Source organism: Methylocapsa sp. S129, assembly GCF_009765995.1.
GTDB lineage: Bacteria > Pseudomonadota > Alphaproteobacteria > Rhizobiales > Beijerinckiaceae > Roseiarcus.
The window spans coordinates 102,748-124,460 of sequence record NZ_LMUI01000020.1 but is presented as its reverse complement, the minus strand read 5'-3'; the positions used below and the strand labels follow the sequence as shown (position 1 = coordinate 124,460).

The following is a 21,713-nucleotide window of genomic DNA, read 5'->3' as shown; positions in this document are numbered from 1 at the left end:
GAGTTGACCGCGCCCTGCCTCCAGGGGTGTCGGATTGGGCGCGAGGCTGCGGCTTATAGAGGGCGAGACGCTGGGGCGCAAGTTTTGGCTGAGCCGGACTTATGTAGGACAGCACGGCCAATCGGCCATGATGACGGGCGCGGCGGCGGCTCGCGCGCCCTCCCCTTGCCTTTTTCGCCGCCGCCCCGCATAGCGCGGCCTGAACGCGGCACAACCTTCAAGAGCACCCGGCTATGGGCTTCAAATGCGGCATTGTTGGCCTTCCCAATGTGGGCAAGTCGACGCTTTTCAATGCGCTGACGCAGACGGCGGCGGCGCAGGCGGCCAATTATCCCTTCTGCACCATTGAGCCCAATGTCGGCGATGTCGCGGTGCCGGATGCGCGGCTGGCGACCCTCGCCGAAATCGCGGGCTCGAAGGAGATTATCCCGACACGACTCACCTTCGTCGATATCGCCGGTCTCGTGCGCGGCGCTTCGAAAGGCGAGGGCTTAGGCAATCAGTTCCTCGCCAATATCAGGGAATGCGACGCCATCGCCCATGTCGTGCGCTGTTTCGAGGACGGCGACATCACCCATGTCGAGGGCCGCATCGATCCGCTCTCCGACATCGAGACGATCGAGACCGAGCTGATGCTCGCCGATCTCGACAGCCTTGAGCGGCGTGTCGTGCAGTTCGAGAAAAAGGCCAAGGGCGCCGACAAGGAAGCCAAAGAGACGCTCGCGCTCGTCCAGCGTTGCCTCGCCGAGTTGCGCGAGGGCCGCCCCGCGCGGCTGGCGGGCGTCGGCCCCGAAGAGCGGAGCCTGTTTCAATCGCTCGGCTTGCTCTCCTCCAAGCCGGTGCTTTATGTCTGCAATGTCGAGGAAGCCTGCGCGGATAAAGGCAACGCCTTTTCCGATAAGGTGCGCGAGCAGGCGGCCAAGGAGGGCGCGGTGGCGGTGGTCGTCTCGGCCAAGATCGAGAGTGAAATCGCCGTACTGCCGCAGGCGGACCAGAAGGATTATCTCGACGCGGTCGGACTTGCCGAACCCGGCCTCAACCGCGTGATCCGCGCGGGCTATGCGCTCCTGCATCTCGTGACCTTCTTCACCGTGGGCCCTAAAGAGGCCCGTGCGTGGACAGTCGAAAAGGGCTCCAGGGCGCCGCGGGCGGCGGGCGTCATCCACACCGATTTCGAGAAAGGCTTCATCCGCTCGGAAACTATCGCCTATGATGATTATGTCAGCGGCAGAGGAGAATCGGGCGCGCGCGAAGCCGGCAAGTTCCGGCTGGAGGGCAAAGATTATATCGTCGCCGACGGCGATGTGTTGCATTTTAGATTCGCTAACTGACCAGGCCAGGAGACAAACGATGGACCTGCTGTATTTCGAGGATTTTCCGCCCGGCGAAATCGTCCAATATGGCGACATGGAAGTCTCCGCCGCACGGATTGTCGCCTTTGCCGAGCAGTTCGACCCGCAGCCGTTTCATCTCGATGACGCCGCCGGACGCGAGACGATGGCCGGCGGACTTATCGCGTCCGGCTGGCATACAGCAGGCATGTTGATGCGCATGAGCTGCGACTATTTCCTCAATCGCTCGGCGGGCGAGGGATCGCCGGGCATCGCCGAAGTGAATTGGCTCAAACCCGTTCGCCCTGGCGACAGGCTCTCCGTGCGGCGCACGACGGTCAGCGCGCGCCCTTCCGCGTCGAAGCCGAAACTTGGCATCGTCGATTTTTCGTTCGAAGTTCTCAACCAGCTCGGCGAAGTCACCATGACGCAGAAGAACGTCATCCTGTTCAAACGCCGCCCGGTAGGCGAAGAGGCGGCGGCATGAGCCTGTTCTATGACGACATAAGAATTGGCGACGTCAGCACGCTGGGCGCTCATACATTCACGCGCGAAGGGATCATCGCCTTTGCCGTGCTCTATGATCCGCAGCCCTTTCATTTGAGCGAGGAAGGCGGCAAGGCGTCGATGTACGGCTCGCTGATCGCATCGGGCTGGCATACAGCCAGCGTGTGCATGCGACTTCTGATCGATTGGCGCGATCGCGCGCGCGCGAGTCATGCGGCTTTGGGCCAACAATTGCCCAAGCTCGGGGTGTCGCCGGGCTTTCGCGATATGCGTTGGCCAGCCCCCGTGCGCGCCGGCGACACGGTGGCCTATTCGAGCCGCGTCGAGACCATGCGTGAAACGAAGCGCCCGCAATGGGGTCTGGTGACGAGCCGCCATACAGGCCTCAATCAGCATGGGGCGGAGGTGTTCGCCTATACAAGCATCGTGCTTTGGGAGCGGCGGGCGGCGTGAACCGGCCGCGCGGGCGAATCATCGGTCGCGAGCGTCGATATTTTCCAGCTGCGATTGTCGCATTGTTCGTTTAGAGTCCCCCTGCGTCGTTAGATGCAGGCGGCGCGCATTTGCGCCGGCGTCACATATTTTCATCAATCTATCGATTAGGAGAGACATCGGCGTCTCCGCTTTCATTGACAGGAGTTCAAAATGGCTGTCGATCTCATCGGTCTCGTTTCTCAATCTGTCACGCCGCAAATGATCAGCCAGATCGCTGGCATGACCGGCCTCGATCAAACGACGGCGGAGGAGCTTGTCGGAGGCGCCGTGCCCTCTGTCGTCGCGTCACTGGCTAGCGCCGCGTCGTCGCCTGGCGGCGCTCAGAAAATCGCCGACGCCGTCTCTAACGCCGACCCTGATTTGACGACGAAACTGACGAGTGCGCTCGGATCGGGTCAAAGCCAGTTATTGACTGACGGCGCGGGCAAGCTCAGCGCCCTGATCGGTGGGAGCGGGCTCTCGAGCCTTGCCGCCGCGCTCAGCCAGCATTCGGGCGCCACGCCGGCGAACGCCCAATTGGCGATTGGCGCAGTCACTCACGCGCTGATTGGCGCGCTTGGCCAGCAGGACCCATCGACATGGTCAGATGGCGGCGCCATCGGCAACCTGCTCGCGAGCCAGAAAAGCGCGATATCGGCGGCGATGCCCGCTGATCTGGTAAAGTCGCTTAGCTCCTCAGGCCTTTTGCAGGGGCTGGGCGCCGCAGGGGCGGCTATGGCGTCGAGCGCGGCTGGCGCCGCCGTCACCCAGGCGCGCGCCGCCGGAGCTTCGAGTGGCTTTCCCATGTGGGCGATCGTTGTCATCGTGCTGATCATACTCGCAGCGATCTACTGGTTCGTCGCCATGAAGAAGGACGCCAAGCCCGCCGCCCAAGCGCCCATCACGATCCATTACGCGATGGGACGCGAGGCGCTGGCCGCCGGTTGAACCCGATTCCAGCGGAACGTGCGCCGACACGGCATCCTCTCTTCCGCAAAACCCGAGCGGCGAATGCTTTGCATTCGCCCAGAAAAGGCAGCCTTCGTACTAGCGAAGGCTGCGGTTTGGCGCGCGATCTGAAGTGGCGTTCTCGCCTGGCGGTCCTTATTTAACGCTTCGCAGCGCCGCCAAGGCGTTCTATTTTTGCGTCATTGCTCTACGATGTGCGCCGCACTAACTTTCGCCGGTGGCTTACGGAGATGTTTTGACCAAGGCCTTTCCACTCGCGGCGGCGGCGATCGTTGTCTTCACGCTGATGGGCTGCGCGAGCCGGCCGAGCGGGAATCTGATCGCGGTGTCCGCCAGCGCGCCGGGGGCAAGCTCGGTCGATATGCTGGTCGCGACGACGCGCTCCGATGACGCCGCGCCTGCCGGCGTCATGTTCGGCGGAGAGCGTGGACATGGCCTCTCGTTCGCCGACATCGCCATTTCGATTCCGCCGGACGCGGCCAGAAAAATCGGCGAAGTGCAATGGCCGTCCACGATCCCTGGCGATGCCGCACATGACTTCGTCACGCTGCGCGCCGACCGGCTCGATCTCAAACAGGCGACTGCTGCGTTCGACAATCGCCTGCACGCGAGTCCGACGCGCCATGTGCTGCTGTTCGTGCATGGCTACAATACGCGCTTCGAGGAGGCGGTCTATCGCTTCGCGCAGATCGCGCACGACGCGGGCGCGCCCGTCGTGCCCGTTCTCTTCACGTGGCCGTCGCGCGGAAAACTGTTCGACTACGCCTATGACCGCGAGAGCGCCACCTATTCGCGCGATGCGCTCGAAGCGGTGTTGCAGGGGATGGTGAAGGACGCGAATGTCGCATCGATCTCGATCCTCGCCCATTCGATGGGCAATTTCGTCGCGATCGAGGCGATACGGCAGATGGCGATCCGCAATCGCGCCCTCTCTCCCAAAATTAAGGACATCATGCTCGCGGCGCCCGACATCGACGTGGACGTCTTCCGCCGCGATGTCGCCGAAATCGAAGCCTCGGCCCGGAGCGTCCCCATCACGCTGTTCGTTTCGCAGGACGACCACGCGCTCGATCTGTCGCGAAAGTTCGCCGGCGGCGAACCGCGCCTTGGCGCGGTGGACCCGGGCGCCGAGCCCTATCGCTCAATGCTTGCAAAGGCGCATGTCGACGTGGTCGATCTGACCGCTCTGAGTTCGGACGATCCCTTGAATCATGGCAAGTTTTCCCAAAGCGAGGTTGTCAAGGCGATCGGGCTGCGGCTCGCCTCTGGGCAAAGGCTCAATGATTCCAAACAAACATTGGGCGAGCGCCTCGGCGGCGTTGTTGAGGGCGCAACCGACACTGTCGGGAAAGCGGCCGTGTTGGCGGTCTCTGCGCCGGTATCTATTTTCGATTCAGGTACGCGCGAAACACTTAAGGATCAGGCGGCTTCTCTCGGCGCCACGGCCGGAAGAGCCATTCAATTGCCGGCTGACACGTTGGCGCAGTGAGAGGGACGCGACATTGACCGCTGCGTCTGTGCAACTCATCCGCCCGACCGCCGCCGATATCCCCTTCATCATGGCCACAGAGCGCATCGAAGGTTATGAGCTTCTGCTCGGGCGCTCGGACGAGGTTTGGCATCGCGCCGCGCTCGGCGACGCGCGCTTCGCCTATTTCATCGGCAAGCTCGGCGGCGAGGCTATCGGCTTTACGATCCTACGCGATTGGGGGGCGCCCGAACGGGTCACGCATATCAAACGCTTCGCTGTCGTGCGGCCTGGCCAGGGGCTCGGCAAGCCTTTGCTGCGCGCGGTGATGGACGCCGTGTTCGCCCAGACAAGCGCCTATCGGCTTTCGCTCGGGCTGTTTCCTGAAAACGCGCGCGCGCGCCGCGTCTATGAGAACAGCGGCTTCCAGGTGGAGGGTGTATCACGGGGCAGCGCATACTTTAACGGCGTCAATCGCGACGAACTGGTCATGTCGATCCTGCGCCCTGAATGGGCGCAAATGCGGGCGGCGGACAATTCCCGAATCGCGAGGTGACGTCCTAAATCCAATGGATTCGCGATTAGCGCACCGCCGTCAGGCGTCAACCGCCAAGCTTGTTCGAGACATAGAGCCGGACCATGTCGCGCAATTCGGCCAATGCGGCGGATCGCTTTTCTCCCTCCAGTTCACGCGACAGCGCCGAAACCCCTTTGAGCGTCTGCAACAGGGCGATCGCCATGGTCCTGGCCTGATCGGCGGAAAGCCGGGGCGCGGCCGCGCGCAAAAGGCCCGCGATGCCCCGACGCATCCGCTCGCGCAGTTCTGCGCGCTGAATCGCCGCGTCGTCTCGCGCGTCTAACAAGACGATGGCGGCGGCCCGCTCGGCCTTGCGTTCAAGCATGAGATCGAAAAGCGCATCGGCCAAAGCGACTGCAGAAAGGCTCTTCACGCGCGCTTCGATTTCGCCAAGCGATGCGTCGAGCAATTCGCCGTGGCGAGCGAGCACCGCATCCGCCAAGACCTCCTTATTCGGGAAAAATTGGTAGAGCGAACCAATCGCGGTCGCCGCGCGCGCGGCGATCTCGGTCATTGTCGCGCCGTCGAAGCCTTTCTCGGCAAATACGGCGGCCGCCGCCTCGATCAGCGTCGCGACTCTCAGCCTGCCGCGGTCACGCTGAGGCTCGCGGGCGATCGAAGGGGCGCTTGACTTTTGTGAGGGCATCCTCATATATCCGTTTTACGAATCTATCCTCATATAACAGTCCTGGCCGGATAACGCACCCGCGACGCAGGGGGGCGGGACGATCGACTCTGAAAAGCATCCCCGGTGATCACGCTCAATCCGCAAACCACCGCTCTTGTGCTCATTGATCTTCAGAATGGGATTGTCGGCGTGCCGCTCGCGCCTCGTACCGGGGCGGAGGTTCTCGCCGGAGGGAGTGAGCTCGCCCGCCGTTTTCGAGCTGCGGGCGCCCTCGTTGTTCTGGTGCGGGTCGACTGGTCGCCTGATTCTGCTGACGCCCTGCGCCGGCTGGTCGACCAGTCAATGCCGCGCCCAGCCGACGGCTTGCCCGCGGGATGGAGCGATCTAGCCGAAGGCCTCGCCGGTCCCGGCGACATCCTCATCGTCAAGCGACAATCGGGCGCTTTCCATGGAACGGAACTGGATCTCCAATTGCGACGTCGTGGCGTGAGGACGATTGTCCTTGGCGGCATTGCGACGAACTTCGGCGTGGAATCGACCGCGCGACAAGCGTGGGAACACGGTTATGATCTCGTCCTCGTGGAAGACGCCGTAGCAAGCCTGTCAGCGGAAATGCATGCTTTCTCGATCGAAAAAATTATTCCCCGCATCGGCAGGGTCGCTTCGTCGGCCACGCTTTCGCTTCAGTGAGCCTAACCTGGACCATGCCTTATGAGCGCACAGCCTGACGCTTCCACGGCAGGGCTGCTGACGCGGCTTCCGATCGTCGCGCTCTGGAGCCTCCTCGTCGCCCTATCCGTCACGTTGTCCGTTCTCCTGGAGATAGCCGGCATTCCCGCTGCGCGCTTGCTGGGTCCGATGATCGCCGGCATCGTGCTCGGCGTGAACGGCGGAGCGATCCGAGTGCCGCGGACGCCCTATCTCGGCGCGCAGGGAATCGTCGGCTGCCTGATCGCCAGCGTCATCTCGCCGCAGATCATTCAGGCTTTCCTCAAGCAGTGGCCGCTGTTTTTCGGGATTGTGCTCGTCGTCATCGCCGCGAGCAGCGTGCTGGGCTGGTTGATGAGCCGATGGCGCGTGTTGCCGGGAACGACGGCGGTCTGGGGCTCATCGCCAGGCGCGGCCACCGCGATGATGTTGATGGCCGAAGCCTATGGCGCGGATGCGCAACTCGTCGCCCTCATGCAATATCTGCGTGTGGTGTTCGTCGCGATCGCCGCTTCGGCGATCGCGCGGCTCTGGATAAACGTTTCCGGGGCGGCCGCTCCCACAATCGCCTGGTTTCCGCCGATCGATTGGCTGCCCTTCCTGGAGACCTTCGCCATCGCCGTGGTCGGCGTCTTTCTCGGGCAGGCCCTGCGCATTCCCGCCGGCGCACTCCTCCTGCCGATGGCGGCCGGCGCCGCGTTGCATATTTCGGGGCTTGTCCAGATCGAACTGCCGCCATGGCTGCTCGCGATAAGCTATGCGTTGATCGGCTGGAATATCGGCCTCGGCTTCACCCGGCGCATCCTTCGCCATGCCTCGCGCGCACTGCCGCAAATCGTTCTCTCCATCCTCGCGCTGATCGCCTTTTGCTGCGGCCTCGCCCTCCTTCTTGTGAAAACGCTGGGCATCGACCCCCTGACCGCCTATCTCGCGACAAGTCCCGGCGGGATGGATTCGATCGCGATCATCGCCGCATCGAGCAAAGTCGACATCTCCTTCGTCATGGCGCTGCAGACGGCCCGTTTTGTCGTCATCCTTCTCATCGGACCGCGTCTGGCGCGTCTCATCGCGGATCGGACCGCCGCTAAAATCGCCGGAGGCCGGGAAAGCGGAAAATGACCTCTCAGGCCAGCTCGACGCGATATTTGACGAAGCCGCCAGGCGCGGCGCCCATCGGCGTGAGCTTGACGCCGGCAGGCGCGGCGGCGGCGGCCGCGGCGGGCGAGGTCTCGAATGTCGCCACGACATTCTTCGGCCAGGGCGCAAAGCGCCAGTTGCCGTCGGCCTTGGGCTCGACATGCCGGGTCTCGACGATATAGCGCACCAGCGCTTCGCGATTGGCGTCAGGCGCCTCAAGCACGACGGTCGATCCGTCGCAGCCGGGGAAATTGCCGCCGCCGCTGGCGCGGTAATTGTTGGTGACGACGATGAAAAGCTGAGCCTCATCGATCGGCTTGCCCTCGAAATTGAGATCGACGATCCGATGGGCTTGCGGCGCGACCAGCGCGCCTTCGAAATCGTAGCGAGAGGGCTGCGTCACGTCGATCGCGTAAGTCACGCCGTCAATCACGTCGAAATTATAGGAAGCGAAGGTGGGATCGATCAAAGGCTGCTCGACGACCGAGGCCGGATCGATGCGCCGGAAGATTCCGGCCGAGCGCTCCAGCCATTCGCGCAACGTCGCGCCGTCGACCTTCACCGCGCGCATGGTGTTGGGATAAAGATAGATGTCCGCGACATCCTTGATCGCGATCGCGCCCGCTTTAACGTCCGTATAATAGTCCGGGCCGCCGCGTCCGCCCGATTTGAACGGCGCCGCCGCCGAAAGAATAGCGAGACCCTTCAGCGCCGGCATGGTCGCTGCGAGGCGCCGGATGTACCAGCTTTGCGCCGAATTGACGATCTGGACGGAAGGATCGTCGGCGACGAGCGCGAAGAACGATTGGATCGGCGAAGCGATGTCGCCCACCGGCGAGCGCACATAGGCGAGCGTCTCGTCATGGGCCTGCTGCGCGGCGGCGAGCACTTTCGGGTCGGCGACGGCCAGTGGCGTTACGGCGCGGTCATCGCGCGCGTAGATAGGACGCGCCTCGACCTTGGCGGCGACGACGCGCCAGCCTGAATCCTGCCGCTCGAGAGTAAGATCGATGAGGCCGAGGTGGCTGCCCCAGAAGCCCGGCATGAAGGCGGGAACGCCATAGAGCGCGCCCGCCGCGACATCGACGCCCTCGATGCCGGCAAAATCCGCGCCGGGCAGCAGCAGGTGCTGGTGGCCCAAGAAAATCGCGTCGACGCCGGGAACCCGCGCGAGCGCGAGCGCGGCATTTTCTTCGCCGGGCTGAGGCGGGCTTTTGCGCGATATGCCGGAATGGCACAGCGCGACGACAATATCCGCACGCGCGCGGAGCTGCGGCACGTAGAGCCGCGCGGCTTCAGCAATACCCGTCGTCGTCACGCGGCCGGCAAGATGGCTCTGATCCCACTGCATGATTTGCGGCGGCGTGAAGCCGATGATTCCGACGCGCAGCTTTTGTTCGACGCCCGACTCATCGCGGAAGGCGCGTTCGAGCACGAGCCAGGGTTGAACGTAGAACGTTCCGTCCTGCTTGAATATGTTGCAACAGACGGCTGGGAAGTTCGCGCCCGCCAGAGCGACGTCGAGGAAATCAAGCCCGTAGTTGAACTCATGATTGCCAAGCGTGCAGGCGGCATAGCCAAGCACATTCATGGCGGCGATCATCGGATGAATGTCGCCCTTTTTCAGGCCTTTGGATAGCGCGACATAATCGCCCAGCGGCGTGCCTTGGATGATGTCGCCATTGTCGAGCAGGAGCGAATTTTCCGCTTCCGCGCGCGCCGTAGCGATGAGGCCCGCGGTCCGCGCGAGACCAACCCGGTCGTCGGGCCGGTCGCGGTAATAATCATAGGCGAAAATATTGGCGTGAAGATCGCTGGTGCCCATCAGGCGAAGCTGCAAGCGCGGCGTGGCGGCGGCCGGAGAGGGCGGCATGTCATCCTCGATTTTGCGGGCCGCGCAAATCAAACCGCCCGGGCGTCGCAGCGGCATTTCATAGGGGGCGCCTGTAAATATGTCGAGGCGAATGGCGCGGTTTGGTCAATTGCCTCCGCCCAGCCCCCATCCGGCCGAGGCGCGCCGGTTGAGGCCGCGTCTCGTCACAATGGCGTGGCGGCCGCGTGAGACGCGTGAGACGCGGAATTGGTCGCCTGCGGCGGCGTGGGCGGCGCTCCTATCTTGCCGAGGTCCCAGCCTCCGGGAGGAACGGGAACGTCATTGGCCGCAGGGTTGGGCGGCGTCGTATGGAAATTGGCCAGCGCGACCGCGTCAGCGGCGAGCGCCTTGGCGTCCATCTTGGCGGCTACTTCATCGCGTTTCTTGGCCGCGTCGAGATCGCCCTGCTGGGCCGCCAGAGAGAACCAGAGCCAGGATTGGTTGATATCCTGAGCGAGCCCCATTCCGCGCGCATAGAGGATCGCCAGATTATATTGGCTGTCCTTGACGCCCAGTTGCGCCGCTTTCTGGAACCAGTTCGCCGCCTCGGAATAATCGGGTTTGATGCTGCCGCCCCCCTCGGCGATGAGCACCGCAAGATTGTGCATGGCGCGCGCATTGCCCGCCTCAGCGGCTTTTTTATACCAGGCCATGGCGAGCGGCGCGTCGCGCCCGACGCCTGTGCCTTTTTCGTAGAGGGAGCCCAGCCGGTATTGCGCCGGTGCGAGACCCTGCGCCGCCGCCCTGTCGAACCATAGGAAGGCCGCACGCGGGTCGCGCGTCATGTTGCGCCCATCGGCGAGGCGGGAGGCAAGCTCGAACTGCGCGGCCGGATCTCCGGCGGCGGCCGCGTCGTGCAAAGCTTGCGGCGCTGCGGCCGGGATTGAGGCCACGAGGTCGGCAGGGGCAGGCGACAGGAACTTTGCCGTTGGGCCGCTGGCCGCCGGGGCTGCGCTTATGGATCCAACGGGCGTCGTATCAAGCGCGCGCGCGTCGATCTTGGCCGGCGATGCGGGCGCGCTTGCGTCTTTGGAAGGTTCCGCGCTGGCCAGCTTGGGCGTCGCAATTGATTCAGTCTCGGATTTTTGCGTGCTGGGCTGGCGCATTACGCCAAGCTCAACGAAGGCGATCGTCAGCAGGGCGACCAAGGCGACGCCCAGAAGAATCGGTCGACGGCGGGCGGCAAAAAAAGTCTTCGCTTGTTCAATACCGCCGACGGCGCCAGCGGAGTCGGGCGAAGGCCTGGCGCCGCCTTTGGCGACATTGCTCGCCGTCTCGGCAAGCGCCGCCTGCGCCGCGCGCCGCGCCGCCGCGATATGCGCATTGACCGCGCTTTTAGGATTGGCGTTGGCGATGGCGTCATTTTCGAACGCGCGCAGCGGCGCCCCGGACCCTGGTTCAATCAGAAATTCCGACCCATCGATCGAGCGCATCGGCGTTGCCGGGGGTAATTGCGGCGCGCGTGGATCCGGGCCTTTGTCGGCGCGCGGTTCCGACGTCGGCCTCGCAGGCGCAAAGACTGGCGCCTCGCGGATCGTTGCATCCATCGCATTCAGCGCGGCGCTGGCGGGGGCCGGACTGGCGGCGCCGTAGCTCGCGGCGGGAGGCGGCGCATTTGAAGAACCCTGCGGCGCCTGACCGCCCCGCGCAACATCCTCCTCGATCTGCCCAATGCGGTCGACAAGCGTCTCCAGCATGTCATGCACACCGCCGAGGGTCGTTTGAATCCGGCGATCGGAATTGCTCTGTTCAGCGCGCAAATCAGCGAGGCCGCGGATAAAGGCGTCATCGGCGCCCACCGCGTTGGCGGACGGCGCCGAAGAGGCGTCGCGCAAGGCCCGCCGGGTCTCGTCGAGCTGAGCAAGCAATTCGGCGACCATGCGTTCGAGCGCGCCAGTATCGGAGGCGCCCCCCTTCGAGGCAATCTGGGCGGACAGCGCCTCAACCGCTTGATCGATCCGATCGACCGCCTGTTGCGAGGAAGGGCCGCGATCGATCTTGTCGTGAAGCGAGCGCAGCGTCTGCTCGAGAAGGCCGGTGTCAATGACCGGATCCGGTCGCCGATCGATGCGCGCGCCAAGATCGTGGATCATGCTCTCGAAGGCGCCGGCGTCGATGGCGGCCGGAGTTGGTCTGTCCAGCTTGGCGCTGATCTCGCGCATCAGGCCTTCCAGAGGCCTTGTGTCGAGCGCCGCAGGCCGCTCGCCCAGCTTGCGCAGAACCTGCTCCAGGGGAGCCGTGTCGATGACCGGGCTGGCGCGTCGATCGATGCGCGCGCCAAGATCTTGTATCATGCTCTCGAAGGCATTTGGATCGATTGCCGCCGCGATCGGCCTGTCGAGCTTGGCGCTGATTTCGCGCATCGCCCTCTCGAGCAAACTCGTATCGAGCGGCGCGCTGGGCGGCGATGCATAGTGGGTCTCGATGCTTTGGCGCACGCCATCGATGCGTCGCGACAGATCTTCAAGCGCGCCCGGATTGAATGCGGGGGCGGCAGACGGGCGTTCGAGCGCCTGATCCATTCTGGAGGCGATCTGCTCAAGCCGCCGTTCGATCGAGTTCAGGGCTGAGGCCGGGGTCGAACGCTCGACCTGCGCGCGCGCTTCAGCGAGCGAGGCGACAACCTCGGCTGATTCGTGTTGCGGCGTCAGGCTCGTCGACATGCGGTCCACGCGATCGGCAAGTTCGCCAATCTGTCTTTCAAGGCGATCCACCGGCATAGGCCGCTGCGCGAGGGCGCTTAAAAGAGTGCGCGTCTCTTCGACTTGTTGACGGATGCGCTCGAAGGCCCGGGGGTCAATGCTCGCATCCGCGATACCGTCGACCTTGGCGCCGATAGAGCCAATCTCACGTTGCAGCGCCGCAACGGCCTCGCGAGGATCGTGGGTGCGCAAAGATTCGCGCAGTCCAGCGACGAGCCCCTCGACGGGCGCTAGCAAATTGTCGCGCGCGCCATTCTCGCGGGACACGGCGACACGCTGGCTGAGATCGCGGATCGCGCCTTCAAGCGCCACGACCGCATTTCTCGGCGCAAGATCGGCGAGACTGCGCGACATCGCGGCCAGCTCGGCCCGCAGGGCTTCAATATTGGCGGCAGGCGCCTCGCGCTTTTCGCTTTGCTCGCGCCGCAATTCGTCAAGGCGCTGACTCAGTTTTCTGATCTCGATTTGCAGGGAGCCGGCCGCGCTCAAGTCTTGCGCCGCTCTTTCCTGCGCTCCGTTCTCTCTAATGGCGTTTTCGTCGGCGCCGCCTTTGGCCGCCGGCGCTTCGATGCCGAAATTGCGCCAGCCGCGCTTTGGGGGCTCTGGCGCGCCGCCAGCGCTGCGGGCGTCCAGTTCCTGGCGACGGCGTGCGATCTGCGAGACCGCGTCGTCGATGTCGATGCGTGGACGGGCGCGAGGCGCGCCGCGGCCCTTGTCGGACGTTCCGATTCGCTGCGACAATTCGCTCATGCGCTCGTCGAGATCGCGCGCACGGTCGACGCGCGGTTCCGCCTGGACGGCCGGTCGCTTCACCAATGCGTCGCGCTCCGTCTGCTGCCTGACGATTCGCTCTTCGAGACTTTCGAGACGGCCGACGACAGCTTTCAAAGTCTCGCGCTCGTCGCGCCGGCCATCCTGGCTCCGCTCCATTAGGCTTGCGACGGAATCCAAAGCGCGTGCGGTGCGTGCGTCGCTTTTCGCCGCGCGGCTCTCAAATCTACTGATCGCGGCGTCGAGCAATTCGTCGGCGCGCCCCGATTCATCGAGCGGCGCCGGGCGGGCGCGAACGCGCAGACGAAAGTCATCGCGCTCATCCGCCCCGTCGCGGCGCAAGCGGCCGGCGCGCGCTTCATCGCGGCTGGACAAGCCAGACAATCGGTCGCCGATGGCGTCGAGCTTCTCGTCTTCGTCGAAATCACCGGGATCGACGCCCTGGTCGGCGGCCTGATCGGCGATGACTTCATCGAGCCATTCGCCCAAGCTCATACCAGCGCGGCGCGCCGCTTCCTGCGCGGCGTCGCGCGTTTCACGGCCGACTCCTCTGACGCTCCAAGCAGCGGCTCTGTTCATTTTTGCAACCGTAACCGGGATTTTTACAAGCGAAGCGCCACCGGCCCGATTTGGCGCCGCAGCCCGCATGTTTCGGCGCGCGTGGTGAAGAAATCGTTAATGACGCCCTTGATTCGCGCCGGGCGATGATCAATCGCTTCGTCGAGCGGTTGTATTGCAAGTCAATGACAACCTTAGATTGCTTGAATGAGATGGCTAGGCCGGATCGCGCCCGGCCGCAAACGAACCATTTTGATCTGAACCCGGCTTGGCGAGCTTTTTTCCAATTTCCGTCACTTCGCCGGCTCGGCCGTCAGATTGACTTCACTGCCGGCGGTTTTGCGCTCTTTTTGAGATGATAGGTCAACGCCAACGCCACGCAATGGCGCAAAGCCTGATCGGAAATCTGATCCCCGCAATCGAACAAGATGCTTCTATTGCCGCCGAATCTGAATTCCTTGGGATAGAATTCACGGAAGGTTGCGATCAGGTTGGTCTGGCAATGAAAATACATCGCATATCGCGCCGGCGTTGACTTTACCTGGTCGATGCGAATGGTGCTGCCGCTTCCCGTTTGAGCGGTGACGTAGCTAGGCTGTCCCCATTTGAGCACCTCCTCGAGTTCGCCGACGCCTTCGGTCGCCAAAGCCGTCTCGAATATGAGTTCGCGCAGGAACAGCAAATTTTCCCTCAAGGCGCCGGGATAAGCATGGAAAACCACCTCGACCTCGGCGTTTTCGAACGCTCTTTCAAGCATTCCGCCGCCCTTGCCGTTCATCGACGATCCGCAGCGCCTCAGCAAAAGCGGCATCCACGCTAAGCCGGCTTGTATCGAGAAGCGCCGCGTCCGGCGCCGCCTTGAGCGGAGCGGCGGCGCGGCCCGAATCGCGGGCGTCGCGTTTGGCGATGTCGGCGAGGATCGCGCCATAATCGACCTTTTCGCCGCGCGCGGCGAGCTCGAGAGCGCGACGCTGCGCCCGCACCTCGGGGCTCGCGGTGACGAAAATTTTGACGTCCGCCTGCGGGCAGATGACGGTTCCTATGTCACGCCCGTCGAGCACCGCGCCGCCGGGGCGCTGGGCGAAATTGCGCTGCGCCTGGATCAACGCCTCACGCATCGCCGGCAGGGCGGCGACGACCGAGGCCGCCTCGCCCATCTCGCGGGTGCGCAACCGCGCCTCGTCGAAATCGGTCAGCGCGAGGCCCCGCGCCGCAGCGATCGCGGCTTCAACGTCGCTGAGATCCCGGCCCCGGTCGAAAAGAGCAGCCGCCGTCGCCCGATAGAGAAGCCCGGTGTCGAGATGAGGCAAAGCATAGCGTCCGGCGAGCCGGCGCGCGAGCGTGCCTTTGCCCGAGGCCGCCGGTCCGTCGATTGCGATGATCATGCTTGAAGGGCCCCGCCGAACGATGGGGCTCTTAAGGCTTCGTCGCGCCGCTGTCACGCGCAAGGTTTAGCCCTTGATTAGACGGCCGGATCGGCGACGCGCAGCGGCGCAACGCCGGGGCCGGCGGTCATGGATCGAAGCGAGGCGAATATCCCCTCGCAATCGGCATCGCCCGGACGATATTGTTTCGACACACGGGTCCGGTTGGCCGCTGACAATACGAAGGACGCTCTAAATGAAATGCCTGCGATTTCGTTCAACCACGCGCGTCGCCGGGTTGGCCCTGGTATGGCTTGTCGGGGGCGCCGGTTTCGCGGCGGCGGACGACGCTCCGCCTGTCCCGGAAATCCACCCGGGCGTCTTGATGGGCTATCTGCCAAAAACCACGATTCCCGACAGCCTCGCCCTTCTGCCGCCGCCCCCGACGGATGGGTCCGCCGTGCTCGCGATGGATGAGGAGATCAGCCGGACGAATCTTGCGCTGAAAGGCACGCCACGCTGGGATCTCGCAGCGCTCGACGCCGATCTGTCGTTCCCCTCAGCCGCTGGCGATTTCGCCTGCGCGCTGGGCGCGCCGGTAACGCAGGCGGACACGCCGCGCCTCTATCAGTTGCTGCGCCGCGCCATGACCGATGGCGGCTCCTCCACAGGCAAGGCAAAGGAAAATTACATGCGCAAGCGGCCGTTCATGGTCAACAAGGCGCCGACCTGCACGCCCGGCGACGAGGACGCTCTTACGCATAACGGCTCCTATCCCTCCGGGCATACGGCGATCGGCTGGACCTGGGCGCTGATTCTCAGCGAAATATCCCCCGAACAGAGCCAGGCGATTCTGGCGCGGGGCCGCGCTTTCGGGCAGAGCCGCGTCGTCTGCAATGTTCATTGGGAAAGCGATGTGATCGAGAGTTTGACGCTCGCGGCGGGAACGGTCGCGCGGCTGCATGACGAGCCGGCGTTCCTCGCCGATCTCGACGCCGCGAAGGCCGAACTCGCCGCCGTTCGCGCCAAAAAGCTCGCGCCCCAGCGCGACTGCAAGGCGGAAGCCGACGCCCTGGCGCAGCAACCGATGCAGGCGCCGTAGAGGGCTGGCCGCTGATAACGGTCAGAGTTGGTTGCGTACACTGAGTGCGCCCAGCGCCCACCCTTCAGGCAAATTGCGCGCCGAGTTGCTCCATCAGACCGCGAAAGGCGGGAAAGCTGGTCGCTATCATAGCGGAATCGTCGATCGCCATCGCTCTGTCCGACGCCATCCCCATGACAAGAAAGCTCATGGCGATACGATGGTCGAGATGGGTCTCGACGAGACCTCCGCCGCGCACGTCGCCGTCGCCGCCGCGCACGATCAGATCGTCGCCGTCGATGGCGTGGTCGACGCCCGCCGCGGCCAGACCCGCCGCCACGGCGGCGAGGCGATCCGATTCCTTGACGCGCAATTCGTGCAGGCCGCGCATCCGCGTTTCGCCTTGCGCAAAGGCGGCGGCGACCGCGAGGACGGGATATTCGTCGATCATCGAGGGCGCGCGGGCGGCAGGCACGTCGACGCCCCTCAGCGCGCTGGCGCGCACCCTTAAATTCGCGACATCCTCGCCGCCCTCCAGACGCTGATCGACCACTTCGATTTCAGCGCCCATTTCGAGAAGAGTCGTCAGCAGGCCGGTGCGCAGCGGGTTCATCATCACGCCCTCGATCGTAATATCGGAGCCCGGCGTGATCAGCGCGGCGACCATCGGAAAAGCGGCCGAGGAAGGATCGGCGGGAACGACGACCGGATTAGGCCGCAACTCGGGACGCCCTTTGAGCGTGATCCGCCGGCCCGCGACGCCTTCCGGCGCAACCTCGACCTCGGCGCCGAAGTGGCGCAGCATTTTCTCAGTGTGATCGCGCGAGGCTTCCGTCTCGATCACAGTTGTTGCGCCCGGCGCGTTGAGCCCGGCCAGCAGCACGGCCGATTTGATCTGCGCGGAGGCGACCGGCGTGCGATAGACGATCGGCGCCGGCTCGCTGGTTCCGCGCAACACGATCGGGCAGCGCCCGCCCTCGGTCTGCGAGAGCACCTGCGCGCCCATCAGTGCAAGGGGATCGAGGATGCGGCGCATCGGGCGTTTGCGCAGAGAAGCATCGCCGTCGAACGTCGCGGTGACGGCATGACCGCCGACCACGCCCATCATCAGTCGCGATCCGGTGCCGGCATTACCGAAATCGAGCGGATGCGGCGGCGCCAGCAGCGCCCCCACCCCCATTCCGGCCACGCGCCAGTTTCCCTCGCCAATGCGCTCAATGCGCGCGCCAAGCGCCTTGCAAGCCTCGCCGGTGCGCATCACATCGTCGCCTTCCAGCAGCCCGGCGATGTCGGTGACGCCCCGGCAAAGCAGGCCGAAAATGAAAGCGCGATGCGAAATCGATTTATCGCCCGGCGGGCGCACCGCGCCCTTGAGCGCGCCGCCGCGGCGGCAAGAGAGCGGCGTCGCCGCGATATTCGGGTTCGAAGACACGTTTTAGCTCACAATTCCCACGAAACCCTGATCCTTTGGCGCTTCGCCAGCCCGGGGCTGGTAGCATCCGGCGTCTCGCGTGTCGACAAGCGATGCAAAGCGCATTGACATGGGCTTTGCACCCGACTAACCGAAGCCACCCAAAGCGATTACCCGAGATCAGGGATTTTACAGAAGTGGCGAAAGTCGAGCTCGGAACCAAGCGCCAATGCCAGAACTGCGGCGCCAAATTCTTCGATCTGAACAAAGACCCAATCGTCTGCCCCAAATGCGGAACCATCTTCCAGGGGGTGGCGGCGCGCGCCCAGCGCGCGGCGCCCAAGGACGAAGAGGAGGAAGAGGAGGCCGCGGCGCCCGCCGGCATCGAACTGGTGCCTCTGGAAGAGGCTGATGTCGAAGAGGAGAAGGTCGCCGCTGTCGCTGACGACGATATCGAAGTCGAGGACGATGGCGCCGTGGAAGACACCTTCCTCGAAGAAGAAGAAGAGGATGACGACGACGTCGCCGCGCTGATCGACGGCGATATCGTCAACGACGAGGAACCGTGACGTCGCAAGCAGCGCGCGAAGCATGGATGTGCGGGGTTTAACGGGCGATTACGAGGAAAACGCGAAACAGGCCTTGTGAGCGGACCGTCTTTGAGTCTATACAGCGCCCCGCTGCAAACGAGGCCGGTCCCAACCGGCCCCGCTCATCGGGTTCTTGATTTTTGGGGCCATAGCTCAGTTGGGAGAGCGCTTCAATGGCATTGAAGAGGTCGTCGGTTCGATTCCGTCTGGCTCCACCAACCACTTCCGTCCATCGCGCGTTTCTGCGCCTTCATTTTAGATAGCGCAGGGCGACGCCGACAAATATAGCGTTTTACTCGTCGAGGCCTGCCGCGCCTCAGGCGTCACGGCCATTCAGTTTCGGCGAAAGCTAGGCGTCGCGACGATCTCGACAACTTGGCGAGCGCCCTGCTCTCACATCAGCATCGTCGTGACATAGAAGAAGGCGAGAAACACGATTCCGAGGCCCCAGACGATTGCGCTGATTTCGCGCGCGCGGCCCGTCGCAACGAATATGAGAATCAAGCTCAACGTCCCAAGCGCCATGCCGTTGATGAGATTGTTGGTCAACACGGTGACGAGCAGCGTCAGAACGATCGGAATGGCGTTCGACAGATCGGTCAGATCGATGCGTGCGAGGCCCTGCATCATCAGCACGCCGACGACCACAAGCGCCGGTGCCGTGGCTTGTGGAGGCACGATCACAAAGATCGGCCAGAAGAACAGCGCGAGCGCGAAGAGCGCCGCCGCCGTGAGGGCGGTAAGGCCCGTGCGCCCGCCCGCCTGAACCCCCGCAATCGACTCGATATAGGCGGTGACGACCGAAGTTCCGAGGATCGGACCGACGATGCTTGCCGTCGCATCTGTTGCGAAGGCGGCGGTTGCGCTGGGGATCGAGCCGTCAGGCCGGCGGAGATTGGCCGCGCCGGTGACGCCAATCAACGTGCCGAGCGTCGAGAAAAATTCAGCGCAGATGAAATAAAATAGCAGCGGCAACGCAATAAGGAAATTGCCGAACAGCCATTTGAAATCAAGCTGGCCGAAAGTGCTCGCCGGCCATTTCGGCCAGGCGACGAGCGAGGCCGGCGCTGTCGTCACCATCTTGCCGCCGGCGCCCGGTACGAACAAACCGACAAGCGTGATCGCGGCGACGGCGATGATCAGCGCGCCGGGAACCTTGCGCACCACGAGCACCGGGGTGAGCAGAATGCCGACCATGGTGAGCAGCACCGCCGGGCTCTTGAGCGAACCCATCGCGATATAGGTCGAGGGATTGGCGACGATGAAGCCGGCCCCACGCAGGCCGATGAAGACGATCAATGTGCCGACCGCCGCCTGGATGCCGATTTTCAGCGCCTCGGGCACCTCCTTGGCGACTTTCTCGCGCAGCTTCGACAACGACAGGATGAGAAAGACGATTCCGGTAAAGGCGACCATCGCCAGGGCGCCTTGCCAGGGCGCGCCCATTTGCTTGACGATGACATAGGTGAAGATGACGTTGGACCCCATCGCAGGCGCGACGGCCAGCGGCAGGTTGGCCCAAAGGCCCATCATCGCCGAGCCGAAGAAAGCCGCGAGCGCGGTGGCGATCACGAGATCGCCACGGTCCATGCCGGCGTTCGACATGATCGAGGGATTGACGGCGAGGATATAGGCCATGGCGGCGAAGGTAGTCGCGCCGGCGATCAGCTCTTGCGAGACCGAGGTCGCGCGCTCGGACAAATGAAAGGTGCGGTCGAGGAAACCGCTTGAAGGCGGCGCCGCGGAGCTTGCGTTCGAGGCGGTTCGGTCTTCCATGCTTCAACCCTTCGTCGCCCTTTGGCGGCAAAGGCCATCATGCAAGACACGCGCCGCTCTTCTGCATTGTTTCAGTTTTAATTTTCGTAGTCGACCCAAGCCGATCGCTCTGTCCGAAGCCCCGGGCCGCTTTTCCCTTGCAGGACCGCTCGATAGCGAGACAGACGGTCGATTGCAGGTTTTCATGCTAATCTGGACAGCCTCGGACGGGCGCTATGAGCGACAAGCGGAGGCTAAGGACGTGATCGATCATGGCGAGAGCCTGGGCAAGCAAACCGCCAAATCGATCCAGGTCTGTTCGTGGCAGACGAACATTCCCACCAAGACGAAGGTCGCCGACCCGCGAAAGCGCCCGGCGGTGGCCCTACTCAAAGTTGGGATCGCCGCGCTTCTCGTGACGGTGGCGGGCGGCGCTTGTGATTTCCTCGTTGCGAACCGACCCGCGGCCGCCGAGACAAATACGCTGGCGCCTATCGAGGCCGCGCGTCTCTCCGTCGCGGTGCTGCCCTTCGCCAATTTGTCAGGCGATCCGACGCAGAATTATCTCGCCGGCATTCTCACCGATGAATTGACCACCGCGTTCGCACGCCTCCCCGGCAGCTTCGTCATCGCGCGCAATACGGCTTTCACTTACAAAGGCGTGCCGGTCGACGCCAAGGCCATCGGCAAGGACCTCGGTGTGCGCTATGTGCTCGAAGGCTCGGTCCAACCCGGCGGCGAGCGGGTGAGGGTCGACGCCCGGCTCATCGACACCGACAGCGGCACGCAAATCCGGGGCGATCAATTCGACGCCGCCCGCTTCGACTTGTTGCAGATGCAGGACGAAATCTTCACCCATCTGGCGCCCGCGATAGTCGCTCAACGCGCCGACATCGAAGCCGCCCGACTCAACCGGAAGCCCACCGCAAATCCTAAGGCTCAGGACTTGGCCTTCCAGTGCATTGCCGCCGTGGAAAAAGGCGAATTTGCCGGCAAGGAAGCCGAAGCGACTTTCCGTCTCTGCGAACAAGCGCTCAAGGCCGATCCCGAGAACGTCCGCGCCCTGAGCTATTTGTCTCTCAAGTTCTGGTTCCCAGTGGGGCTCGGCCGCAGCGCCGATCCCGAGGCCGGTCTCAAGCGAGCAGATGGATTGGTTTCGAAAGCGCTCGCCCTCGATCCAGATTACGCCCCTGCGCACGCCTTCAAGGCGAGCATACGCGAGCTCCAGACGCGCTACGATGAGGCGATCGCGGAAGACGAACGCGCGCTCGCCTTGGACCCGGCGATCGTCGACGCCGATGCGCACCTCGGCTGGACATATCTCGGCCTCGGGAATTTTGAAAAGAGCCACGAATATTTCGACAAGGCGATTCGGCTCAGCCCACATGATCCAGGTTTAGGTCTTTGGGTTAGCGGGAACACGGCCGCTTGTTTCGGGCTGAAGCAGTACGATCAGGCGATCGAATGGGCTGACCGGGCGATCGCGATCAATCCGAGCAATGTGTTTGCGCATGGAGACCTCATCGCGGCGTTTGCGTTGACGGGCCGTGAGGCCGAGGCCCATGAGGCGCTCCAGCGTTACCTGGCGCTCCCTCTTACCGGAATCGCCACCATCGCAGCGTTTAAGGCGTTCCTCGCCCAGGTCGCCAATCCGCGCAGCGATCCGCGCACGCTGGAAGGCTGGGAGCGGACAATCGATGGCCTGCGCAAAGCAGGAATGCCCGAGGAGTAAAGGCTCGGGTAGATCGACGACATGCCTGGGCGTGCGGCGGCTTCGCTCCTTGCGGACATACAAATTGGGACGACGCC

Annotated in this window: 18 protein-coding genes and 1 tRNA gene; 12 read left to right on the top strand and 7 right to left on the bottom strand. The window is 63.8% G+C overall.

The features are described 5' to 3' along the window. The first annotated feature begins 233 nt into the window (after positions 1-233). The 6 genes from ychF (at position 234) to GSQ90_RS13265 (ending at position 5,305) form a co-directional block, all read left to right on the top strand. Entirely contained in the window at positions 234-1,331 is a 1,098-nt protein-coding gene (gene ychF, locus GSQ90_RS13290; RefSeq protein ID WP_158815313.1) for a redox-regulated ATPase YchF, read from the top strand. A 19-nt stretch (positions 1,332-1,350) separates the two neighbouring features. Beyond that, positions 1,351-1,818 carry a MaoC family dehydratase gene (locus GSQ90_RS13285; protein ID WP_210254893.1) on the top strand — a complete coding sequence of 156 codons (468 nt, stop codon included), beginning with the start codon at positions 1,351-1,353 and terminating at the stop codon, positions 1,816-1,818. Beyond that, entirely contained in the window at positions 1,815-2,291 is a 477-nt protein-coding gene (locus GSQ90_RS13280; RefSeq protein WP_158815312.1) for a MaoC family dehydratase, read from the top strand. The genes GSQ90_RS13285 and GSQ90_RS13280 overlap by 4 nt, the downstream gene beginning before the upstream one ends. Positions 2,292-2,483: 192 nt before the next feature. Continuing rightward, on the top strand, positions 2,484-3,260 hold the full coding sequence (locus tag GSQ90_RS13275) for a DUF937 domain-containing protein (RefSeq protein WP_158815311.1): 777 nt from the start codon (positions 2,484-2,486) through the stop codon (positions 3,258-3,260). A 256-nt stretch (positions 3,261-3,516) separates the two neighbouring features. Beyond that, positions 3,517-4,770 carry an alpha/beta hydrolase gene (locus tag GSQ90_RS13270; RefSeq protein ID WP_246731586.1) on the top strand — a complete coding sequence of 418 codons (1,254 nt, stop codon included), beginning with the start codon at positions 3,517-3,519 and terminating at the stop codon, positions 4,768-4,770. Between the two features lie 13 nt (positions 4,771-4,783). After that, the gene (locus GSQ90_RS13265; protein ID WP_246731585.1) at positions 4,784-5,305 is read left to right on the top strand and encodes a GNAT family N-acetyltransferase; all 522 of its coding nucleotides are present in this window, start codon (positions 4,784-4,786) and stop codon (positions 5,303-5,305) included. A 46-nt stretch (positions 5,306-5,351) separates the two neighbouring features. Here the strand turns inward: GSQ90_RS13265 and GSQ90_RS13260 are convergent, their stop codons facing one another. Beyond that, complete coding sequence (locus GSQ90_RS13260; protein WP_158815310.1) at positions 5,352-5,972, bottom strand: TetR/AcrR family transcriptional regulator; 621 nt, start codon at positions 5,970-5,972, stop codon at positions 5,352-5,354. A 105-nt stretch (positions 5,973-6,077) separates the two neighbouring features. On the opposite strand from GSQ90_RS13260, the gene GSQ90_RS13255 reads away from it, so the two are divergent. Together GSQ90_RS13255 and GSQ90_RS13250 are read left to right on the top strand one after the other, a co-directional pair. Continuing rightward, positions 6,078-6,644 carry a hydrolase gene (locus GSQ90_RS13255; protein ID WP_158815309.1) on the top strand — a complete coding sequence of 189 codons (567 nt, stop codon included), beginning with the start codon at positions 6,078-6,080 and terminating at the stop codon, positions 6,642-6,644. 21 nt (positions 6,645-6,665) lie between these two features. Next, a complete protein-coding gene (locus tag GSQ90_RS13250) occupies positions 6,666-7,781 on the top strand; it encodes an AbrB family transcriptional regulator (protein ID WP_158815308.1) in 1,116 nt (371 codons plus the stop codon). Between the two features lie 4 nt (positions 7,782-7,785). Here the strand turns inward: GSQ90_RS13250 and GSQ90_RS13245 are convergent, their stop codons facing one another. The 4 genes from GSQ90_RS13245 to cmk all read right to left on the bottom strand — a co-directional run bounded on the left by GSQ90_RS13245 (position 7,786) and on the right by cmk (position 15,088). Continuing rightward, positions 7,786-9,672 (bottom strand): bifunctional 2',3'-cyclic-nucleotide 2'-phosphodiesterase/3'-nucleotidase, encoded by a 1,887-nt coding sequence (locus GSQ90_RS13245; protein ID WP_210254892.1) that lies wholly within the window; start codon positions 9,670-9,672, stop codon positions 7,786-7,788. Between the two features lie 164 nt (positions 9,673-9,836). Beyond that, positions 9,837-13,724 (bottom strand): SEL1-like repeat protein, encoded by a 3,888-nt coding sequence (locus GSQ90_RS13240; protein ID WP_158815306.1) that lies wholly within the window; start codon positions 13,722-13,724, stop codon positions 9,837-9,839. A gap of 292 nt (positions 13,725-14,016) precedes the next feature. Then, on the bottom strand, positions 14,017-14,460 hold the full coding sequence (locus GSQ90_RS13235; protein WP_158815305.1) for a DUF1801 domain-containing protein: 444 nt from the start codon (positions 14,458-14,460) through the stop codon (positions 14,017-14,019). Next, positions 14,453-15,088: a (d)CMP kinase gene (cmk, locus tag GSQ90_RS13230; protein WP_158815304.1), complete on the bottom strand. Its 636-nt coding sequence runs from the start codon at positions 15,086-15,088 to the stop codon at positions 14,453-14,455. The genes GSQ90_RS13235 and cmk overlap by 8 nt, the downstream gene beginning before the upstream one ends. A gap of 235 nt (positions 15,089-15,323) precedes the next feature. On the opposite strand from cmk, the gene GSQ90_RS13225 reads away from it, so the two are divergent. Beyond that, the gene (locus GSQ90_RS13225; protein ID WP_158815303.1) at positions 15,324-16,169 is read left to right on the top strand and encodes a phosphatase PAP2 family protein; all 846 of its coding nucleotides are present in this window, start codon (positions 15,324-15,326) and stop codon (positions 16,167-16,169) included. Between the two features lie 64 nt (positions 16,170-16,233). On the opposite strand, the gene aroA is transcribed toward GSQ90_RS13225, so the two are convergent. Further along, positions 16,234-17,580, bottom strand: coding sequence for a 3-phosphoshikimate 1-carboxyvinyltransferase (gene aroA / locus GSQ90_RS13220; RefSeq protein WP_246731584.1), 1,347 nt, complete (start codon positions 17,578-17,580; stop codon positions 16,234-16,236). A gap of 176 nt (positions 17,581-17,756) precedes the next feature. Here aroA and GSQ90_RS13215 point away from each other — a divergent pair, with 176 nt between their 5' ends. Both GSQ90_RS13215 and GSQ90_RS13210 read left to right on the top strand, forming a co-directional pair. Next, positions 17,757-18,128: a TIGR02300 family protein gene (locus GSQ90_RS13215; RefSeq protein ID WP_158815302.1), complete on the top strand. Its 372-nt coding sequence runs from the start codon at positions 17,757-17,759 to the stop codon at positions 18,126-18,128. Positions 18,129-18,291: 163 nt separating this feature from the next. Beyond that, a tRNA-Ala gene (locus GSQ90_RS13210) sits at positions 18,292-18,367 on the top strand. Positions 18,368-18,542: 175 nt separating this feature from the next. Here the strand turns inward: GSQ90_RS13210 and GSQ90_RS13205 are convergent. Beyond that, on the bottom strand, positions 18,543-19,925 hold the full coding sequence (locus tag GSQ90_RS13205; protein ID WP_158815301.1) for an NCS2 family permease: 1,383 nt from the start codon (positions 19,923-19,925) through the stop codon (positions 18,543-18,545). 184 nt (positions 19,926-20,109) lie between these two features. Between GSQ90_RS13205 and GSQ90_RS13200 the strand changes: the two genes are divergently transcribed. Beyond that, positions 20,110-21,636, top strand: coding sequence for a tetratricopeptide repeat protein (locus tag GSQ90_RS13200; RefSeq protein ID WP_158815300.1), 1,527 nt, complete (start codon positions 20,110-20,112; stop codon positions 21,634-21,636). Positions 21,637-21,713: the final 77 nt, after the last annotated feature.